Annotated in this window: 8 protein-coding genes; 4 read left to right on the top strand and 4 right to left on the bottom strand. The window is 75.6% G+C overall.

Translation table 11 applies throughout. From position 1 onward, the window contains the following. The 3 genes from AC0CYZ_RS25460 to AC0CYZ_RS25450 all read left to right on the top strand — a co-directional run. A partial coding sequence (locus tag AC0CYZ_RS25460) for an AMP-binding enzyme (RefSeq protein ID WP_472220534.1) occupies window positions 1-475 on the top strand: 475 nt, incomplete at its 5' end. A 31-nt stretch (window positions 476-506) separates the two neighbouring features. Beyond that, window positions 507-1,613 carry a GAF domain-containing sensor histidine kinase gene (locus AC0CYZ_RS25455; RefSeq protein ID WP_472220532.1) on the top strand — a complete coding sequence of 369 codons (1,107 nt, stop codon included), beginning with the start codon at window positions 507-509 and terminating at the stop codon, window positions 1,611-1,613. Between the two features lie 11 nt (window positions 1,614-1,624). Next, entirely contained in the window at window positions 1,625-2,212 is a 588-nt protein-coding gene (locus AC0CYZ_RS25450) for a response regulator transcription factor (RefSeq protein ID WP_472220530.1), read from the top strand. A 7-nt stretch (window positions 2,213-2,219) separates the two neighbouring features. Here AC0CYZ_RS25450 and AC0CYZ_RS25445 read toward each other — a convergent pair whose 3' ends face one another. The 4 genes from AC0CYZ_RS25445 to AC0CYZ_RS25430 all read right to left on the bottom strand — a co-directional run bounded on the left by AC0CYZ_RS25445 (window position 2,220) and on the right by AC0CYZ_RS25430 (window position 6,707). Next, on the bottom strand, window positions 2,220-3,080 hold the full coding sequence (locus tag AC0CYZ_RS25445; RefSeq protein WP_472220528.1) for a DUF427 domain-containing protein: 861 nt from the start codon (window positions 3,078-3,080) through the stop codon (window positions 2,220-2,222). 47 nt (window positions 3,081-3,127) lie between these two features. Beyond that, window positions 3,128-4,030 (bottom strand): pyridoxamine 5'-phosphate oxidase family protein, encoded by a 903-nt coding sequence (locus AC0CYZ_RS25440; RefSeq protein ID WP_472220526.1) that lies wholly within the window; start codon window positions 4,028-4,030, stop codon window positions 3,128-3,130. 265 nt (window positions 4,031-4,295) lie between these two features. Continuing rightward, window positions 4,296-5,126 (bottom strand): SMP-30/gluconolactonase/LRE family protein, encoded by an 831-nt coding sequence (locus tag AC0CYZ_RS25435; protein ID WP_472220524.1) that lies wholly within the window; start codon window positions 5,124-5,126, stop codon window positions 4,296-4,298. A 21-nt stretch (window positions 5,127-5,147) separates the two neighbouring features. Further along, entirely contained in the window at window positions 5,148-6,707 is a 1,560-nt protein-coding gene (locus tag AC0CYZ_RS25430) for an FAD-dependent monooxygenase (protein ID WP_472220522.1), read from the bottom strand. A 50-nt stretch (window positions 6,708-6,757) separates the two neighbouring features. Here AC0CYZ_RS25430 and AC0CYZ_RS25425 point away from each other — a divergent pair, with 50 nt between their 5' ends. Continuing rightward, window positions 6,758-7,486, top strand: coding sequence for a TetR/AcrR family transcriptional regulator (locus AC0CYZ_RS25425; protein ID WP_472220520.1), 729 nt, complete (start codon window positions 6,758-6,760; stop codon window positions 7,484-7,486). Window positions 7,487-7,527: the final 41 nt, after the last annotated feature.

Below are 7,527 nucleotides of genomic sequence, written 5' to 3'. Positions count from 1 at the left end.
GGTCGGGGAGCCGGGCGAGCTGATGGTGCGCGGGCCCATCGTCATGACGGGCTACTTCGGCAACCCGGAGGCGACGGCCGAGACGATCGAGCCGGACGGCTGGCTGCACACCGGCGACGTCGCGACGAAGGACGCGACCGGCCACGTCTTCGTCGTCGACCGCCGCAAGGACATGATCATCACGGGGGGCTACAACGTCTACCCGGCCGAGGTCGAGCGGGTCCTCGCCGCCCACCCGGCGGTCGCGATGGTCGCCGCCGGCCCGGTCCCGGACGCGGTGCGTGGCGAGCTGGCCTGCGCCTACGTGGTCCGGGTCGCCGGGACCGACCCCACCGAGGAGGAGCTGATCGCCTTCGCCGGCGAGCACCTGGCGCCCTACAAGCGCCCGCGGCTCGTGCGGTTCGTCGAGACGCTGCCCGCCACGTCGACCGGCAAGATCATGCGCCGGGAACTCATCAAGCAGTTCGCCCCGTGACACCGTGGTCGACGACGCGTTCGATGGACCCGTGGACCCGACGGCGCGCCTGATCCGGGAGCACGTCGAGCTCGTCGGCCTGCTCGACCGGCGGGCCGCCGTGCGCGCGGCCCTCGACCTGCTCTCCAGCGAGGGCGACGTCGCCTGGGTCGGGGAGCCGGCCGAGGACGACGCGGCCGAGCTCACCCTCGCGCAGGTCACCGGCGACCGGACCGGGCTGCTCCGCGGGCTCGCCGTGCCCCGTGGCCTCGGCCTCACCGGGAAGGTGCACGGCACCGCGGCCCCGGCGTGGGTCGACGACTACTTCGGCTCGGGGGAGATCACCCACACCTTCGACCGGCTCATCGACCGCGAGGGGATCCGGCGCCTGCTCGCGGTGCCGGTCCGGCGCGAGGGGCACCTGCTCGGGGTGCTCGCCGTCGGCGCGCGCTCCGCGGGGACCTTCGGCGACCGGGCCGCCGAACGGGCGGAGGCGGTCGCCGACGAGGCGGCGCTCGCGGTGGCCGTCGCCGAGCGCGCCCGGCTGGCTCGTGAGGTCGCCGTGTACGAGGAGCGGAACCGCCTCGCCGCGGAGCTGCACGACAGCGTCGGGGCACTGCTGTTCGCCATCGGGTCGGGCGTGGCCGGGCTCGACGACGCGGTCGGCGCCGACCCGGAGCTGCGGAGCCGGTTGGCGCGGCTGCAGGAGCAGGCGTCGGAGGCGTCGGCGGCGCTGCGGGACTCGCTGCGGACGCTGCGCGCCTCGCCCGCCACCCTCGCGCTGTCGGTCGCGCTGCGCGCCGACTGCTCGGCCTTCAGCGACCGCACCGGGCTGCCCGCCGAGCTGGTGATGCTCGACGACGACCCGCCGGCGCTGCCGCCGTCGCGGACCGAGGTCGTCGTTGCGGCGGTGCGCGAGGCGCTGCTGAACGTGGAGAAGCACGCGCACGCCGCGGCGGTCGTCGTGTGCGTCGCGTCCCGCCCGGACGGTGGGCTGATCGTGACGGTCACCGACGACGGCGTCGGGCTGCCCCCGGACCACCGGGCCGGGATCGGGCTCGCCACCACGACGGAGGCCCTCGCACGGCTCGGCGGCGCCCTGCGCGTCCTGCCCGACCAGCAGGGCGGCACGGTCTGGCGGCTCGAGCTGCCGTGCTGAGGACCGGGGTGGTGCGCGTGTTGGTGGTCGACGACCACCCCGTGGTCCGCGACGGCGTCGTCAACGCGCTGGGTCGCCACAGCGACATCACCGTCGCGGGCCACGCCGCCGACGGGGCCGGGGCCGTGACGGTGTGCGCCCGGGAGCAGCCGGAGGTCGTGCTGCTCGACCTGCGCCTGCCCGACGCCCTGGCCGCCGACGTCGTGCCCCGGCTGCGGGCGGTCTCGCCGACGAGCCGCGTCCTGCTGTTCACCGCGTTCCCCGAGCACTCCGGGATCGCGCCGGCCCTGGCCGCCGGGGCGGTCGGGCTCCTAGTCAAGGACGCGTCCGGCGTCGCGCTCGGGGAGGCGATCCGCGAGGTCGCCCGCACCGGCACCTACCGGGGACCGGTGGCCGCCTCCACCCGGGCACCGCTGGCCCCGCGGGAGTACGACGTGCTGCGCCTCGTCGCCTCCGGCCACACCAACGGCGAGATCGGGGAGCGCCTCGGCCTCTCGCCGAACACGGTGAAGACCTACCTGCACCACGTCATGCGCAAGCTCGACGCGCGCAACCGCGCCCAGGTGATCACCAATGCGCGCGCCCACGGGCTGCTCTGAGCTCTGCTCAACGCGTCAGGAGCTCCTCGACGTCCAGCCCGCGATCGACGCCGTGCGGCATCACCTTCTGCCCGCGCTCGAGACGGAGCACGGCACCGTCGAGGGTCACCTCGACCCGGTCCGGCTCGAAGGACACCAGGTCGCGCACCGCCGCCACCTCGGGCCAGGCCTCGCGGTAGGACCACGCGGCCCGGTCGGCGTCCCCGATCGAGTAGTAGCTGGCGAGCCCCTTGTAGGGGCAGAAGGTCTGACCGGCCACCGCCGTGAGCGCCGCCTCGTCGATGTCCCGGCGCGGGACGTACCACCGGGGGGCGAACCCGGTCTCGTACAGCACCAGGGGCGCGTGGCTGTCGGCCACCACGCGACCACCCTCCCGGACGACGAGGTGGCGCGAGGTCCGCCGGACGTCGTTGCGGTGGTAGGCGTCGGCCGCGTGCCCGACGATGCGGTCGTCCTCCTCGTAGAAGGCCTCCATCGCCCGCCAGGCGAACGCCACCCGTCCCTCGAGCACCGCGGCGTGGGCCGGCAGGTCGACGTGCTGCCAGGCAGCGCGCTCGGTGCGCGCGTCCCCGGCGCGCGCGGCGAACCACGCGGTCGCTCCCAGGTCGCGGTGCGTGGTGCGGTGCTGCATCGGCTCGAGCGCCCCGGGCTCGACGTCGGAGCGGGCGAAGTACGCCACGGGGTAGCGGCCGGGCTCGTGCAGGAGCACCACGTCCTCGCTGTCGACGATCCAGGTGCCGCCGAAGCGCACTCGCATCCGCCGGCGGAGCGGCTCGGCGAACAGCAGCCGCTCGGGCAGCGGCTCGGGCACCAGGAAGCGTCCGATCGCGCCGGGGGCCAGCGGTCCTTGCTGCCAGGACAGTCCCATCGGGGTCTCCGCTCACGTGGTCGGTGGGGTCCGGACGGTCTCGGTGCTCATCGTGCGTCCGCCCCGCCCTCGGTGGTCACGACGTGCTCGGGCCACACCCGGACGCGCCGGCCGGTCCCGCCGTCGTCCCCCGTGCTGTCCGGCGCGATCCACTCCACGGCCGCGCGGCCCGACACCTGCACGGTGCGGCCGGTGGAGGGGTCGAGGAAGAGCAGCGACGCGTGGGGGTCGGCGGCGATGTTGCCGAGGCTGTTGAACAGGTTGTTGCCCGGTAGGTCCGGCCACCACAGCGAGCCGTCGGCGTCGACGCGGACGAAGCCCGGGTCGCCGCCGCGGTGGGACGTGTCCGCGCCTGCGGCCGGGTGCGCGGTCCCGAGCACGAAGGTGTCGGCCCGGCGGATCTGTGCGATCGACCCCGGGTCGAGCCGCGGCCCGTGGTCGACCCGGTGCCGGTCGGCCTCGTGCCCGTCGGCCGGATGGACCTCGCGCGGGTGGATGTAGCGGGGGCAGTTGCCGTAGGCCTGGTCCACGTCGAGACGCAGTCCCCCGGGCCCGACCTCGGTCAGGACCCCGTTGAGGCGGACCCGGCGGCGCCGGGCGAAGTCCACGAAGAGCGTCCCGACGACGCTGCCCGGAGCGAGCCCGGCGAGCGGATCGCCGCGGCCGGGCGCGCCCGCGACGCGCAGGCTCCCGTCCTCGACCGTCGCGAACCCGGCGCGGCCGGCCACCACGGAGGTCCAGAGCGTGCCCGACGCGTCGTGGGCGGTGAGGAACACCAGGTCACGCGCGGCGACGAAGGCGGCGACCGAGCCGTCGAGCCGGGGCGCGCCCACCATCCCCGCCAGCCGCGAGGCCTCCTCGTCGACCCCCGCCTGCCGTTGGACGAGGAGCTCGCCGTCGTGGAACCCCACGCGGGGGGAGGTCGTGAGGGTCTGTCCGCGCTGTGTCACCCCAGGAGGACACGCCTCACCGCCTAACTTGTCAAGAGGAGTTAGGTGGTTAGGTCAGGATGGACGGGCCGGCGCGCCCTGACAGGCGGCCTTCTCCGGCTCGGAGGAGTTCCGGTTGTCGACGACCTGCTGCTTCGTGGCGTCGTCGCCCCCGCCCCGGTGTCCGGCAACCCGGTAACACTCCGGGCCCCGACGACGACATGGTCTGCAGAGCCCGGACCGCCGGACCCCCGACCTGGCGGCTCCGGGCTCTTCCACGTCCGGGTCAGGGACGGCCGGCGCCGAGCGCAGGGGCCGGGAACGCCACCAGCCGGCCCGAGGCGCCGCCGACCGCGTCGGGGCCGGCCCAGTTCTGGGCGGTGACGAAGAGCCTCGGCTCGCCCTCGCGGCTCAGCGTGCACGCGAACGCTCCGCGGTCGAGCGTGACCGTCGTCAGGACCTCGCCGCCCTCCCGGACCCGCACGCAGTGCCCGTGCCCGACGTCGGCGAGCCAGACCGCGCCGGTGGCGTCCACGCAGATCCCGTCCGGGTGCTCGCCCGGGGTCGCGGCCCAGACCCGACGGCCCGAGAGCGTGCCGTCGTCGGCGATGTCGAAGGCGGTGAGCTGCTCGGCGTAGGACTCGGCGACGATCAGCGTCGACCCGTCGTCGGTGATGGCCATGCCGTTCGGGAAGGCGAGCCCGTCCGCGACCCGCGTGACGACGCCGTCGGGGGTCACGTGGACGACGAGGCCCGGCGCGTAGTCCTCGCCCGGGAACGCGAACCCGATGCTGTTCACGTAGGCGCCGCCGCGCGCGTCGACCACGATGTCGTTCCAGGGCTTCTCCGACACCGGGGCGAGGTCGGCGTACGGCACGAGGGTCCCGTCGGCGTCGCGGCGCAGCAGCGCGCGGTCCGCCGAGGAGACCACCACCAGCCGCCCGTCGGGCAGGAAGTCGATGCAGAGCGGGAAGGAGGCCACCTCGGCCTCGGTGGTGGTCGTGCCGTCGGCAGCGACGGAGACGACGCGGCCCGCGCCCCAGTCGGAGAACCAGACCCGGCCGTCGTGCCAGCGGGGACACTCCCCGAACACGACGCCGTCCACCACCACGTCCATGACGCCTCCGATCGCCGCTCGCTACACGGGTGTCGAGGCCGCGACGACGTCCTCGACACGACCGGTGGGCGCGCCGGACCAGCGGTGCAGCGCGGCGTCGAGCCCGGCGACGGTATCCGGGCCGACCTCGCCGTCGCAGGCCCAGGCCACCACCCCGTCCGGGCGGAGCAGCACCGCGACCGGGCGCGGACCCGCGGGGTCGGTCACGGTCCTCACCCGCCCCGCCCAGGCGCCGGCGCGGCGGGCGAGCGCGCCGTCGGGCGTGCGGTCGAGCAGCAGGAACCCGCCGTCGTGACCGTGGTCGGCCAGACGGGAGCCGTCGGACGACCACAGGTCCGGCGCAAGGCGCCCGACCAGGGGGTGGTCGCCGGGGAGGTCGACGCGCTGGGTGACGCCGGAGATCTGCGCGACCGCGTAGGTGGCGCCGTCCCGGGTGGCGAGCAGGTCGGCGACGATGCCGCGCAGCGCGGCCGACTTGGCGTCCCCGCGCAGCACCCCGATCTGGGCGCGCGTCCAGTCCAGCACTCGGGCGCCGACGGGACGGCGCTCGGCGTCGTAGGTGTCGAGCAGCCCCGGCGGGGCCCACCCGGCGACCACCGCGCCGAGCTTCCACCCGAGGTTCGTCGCGTCGCCGACCCCGAGGTTGAGCCCCTGGCCGCCGAACGGCGGGTGCACGTGCGCGGCGTCGCCGGCCAGGAACACCCGCCCCGACCGGTAGGTCGCCGCCTGTCGGGTGTTGTCGGTCCAGCGGGTGGGGGTGGCGCGCAGTGCGGTCAGCGTGACGTCGGTGCCCGAGACCCGGCGCAGCGTGGCCTGGACGTCGGCCAGCGTGACCGGGGCCGAGCGGTCGGCGGGCGGGGCGTCGAACTCCATCGTGGCCACCCGCCCGGGCTGCGGCCCGCACCGGTACACCCCGGCGGGGGACCACACCCAGCCCTCGGCGAGCTTCTCCGGGTCGGCGACGTCGACGACCGCCTGGTACCCGGTCATCTCCGGGTCGGTCCCGGGGAACTCGATGCCTGCGAGCCGGCGGACGGCGCTGTGCCCGCCGTCGCACCCGACGAGCCACGCGGTGCGCAGCGGGCCGGCGGTGGTGCCCACCAGCACCCCGTCGCTGGTGTCGGCGAGCGTGGTGATCTCCACCCCGCGGCGCACCAGGACGCCGAGCCGCGCGGCGTGCTCGGAGAGCAGTGCCACCAGCGCCGGCTGCGGCACGAGCCGCGCCCCGTCGACGGCGGTGTGGGCGGCGAGGTCGGGATCGGACCAGTCCACCAGGTCGGGATCGAGGACCATCCCCGCGAAGTGCCCGGTGACCCGCGACCCGGAGGTGGGCGCGGCGGAGCCCAGGCGCGCGAGCGTCTCGCGCTGGATCGCCCGGGCGGCGGGCAGCAGGCCGCGGCGATCGAGCGCCTCGGCCGTCGGCACGGTGATCGACTGCGCCCTCATCGCGGTGTCCGGTTCGGCTGCGCGCTCCAGGACCTGCACCGACGCCCCCGCGAGGGCCAGCTCCGCGGCGAGCACGAGGCCCACCGGACCCGCCCCGACCACGGTCACGTCCACGTCCTGCTCGAGGCTCTGCACGAACACCGTTCTACGTACGAACACCGTTCGCGTCAAGCTAGGGTGGTGTCGTGAACCCGCGAGAGCGCCGTGCGGCCCGCCAGGGGGCCACCGTCGACGCCGCCGGGGCGCCGCGGCGCCGCCCGGCTCCGATCACCCCGGCGCGGGTCGTCGACACCGCCCTGGACCTGGTGGCCGCCGAGGGCTACGAGGCGCTGACGATGCGCCGGCTGGCCGCCGCGCTGGACACCGGACCCGCGTCGCTCTACGCCCACGTGGTCAACAAGGCCGACCTCGACGAGCTGCTCATCGGGCGGCTGTGCGCCGGACTCACCCTGCCCGAGCCCGACGCCGCGGCCTGGCGGGACCAGCTCCGCGACGTCTGCACCCAGGTCCGTGACCACTACCTGCGCTATCCCGGGATCTCGCGCGCCGCGCTCGCGCTGGCACCGACCGACCCGGAGATCGCGCGCGTCAGCGAGGGGATGCTCGCGATCCTGCTCGCCGGTGGTGTCGCCGCCCGGTCCGCCGCCTGGGCCGCCGACGCCCTCCTGCTCTACGTGGCCGCCTACTGCCTCGAGACCTCGATCGTGCGGCGGCGCGCGGTCCGGGACGACGCCGCCTGGGTCCTCGACCGTGACGAGCTGGGGGGCCGGCTCGAGGCCCTGCCGGTCGGGTCCTTCCCGCTCACCGTGGCCCACGCCGCCGAGATCACGGCGGGCGAGGGACACGACCGCTTCGACTTCACGCTGGGCCTGATGATCGACGGCCTCAGTGCAGGGCGAGGAGCACGCCGATGACGAGCAGCGCCAGCACGCCGAGCGCCACGAGCGCGATCCCC

The organism is Actinomycetospora sp., from assembly GCF_055612215.1.
This window is presented reverse-complemented; position numbering and strand designations above follow the sequence as displayed.

Excerpts from the sequence above, each read along its gene's own strand:
- AC0CYZ_RS25445 (WP_472220528.1), bottom strand. The coding sequence starts at position 3,080 with ATGGGACTGTCCTGGCAGCAAGGACCGCTGGCCCCCGGCGCGATCGGA.
- AC0CYZ_RS25435 (WP_472220524.1), bottom strand. The coding sequence starts at position 5,126 with ATGGACGTGGTGGTGGACGGCGTCGTGTTCGGGGAGTGTCCCCGCTGG.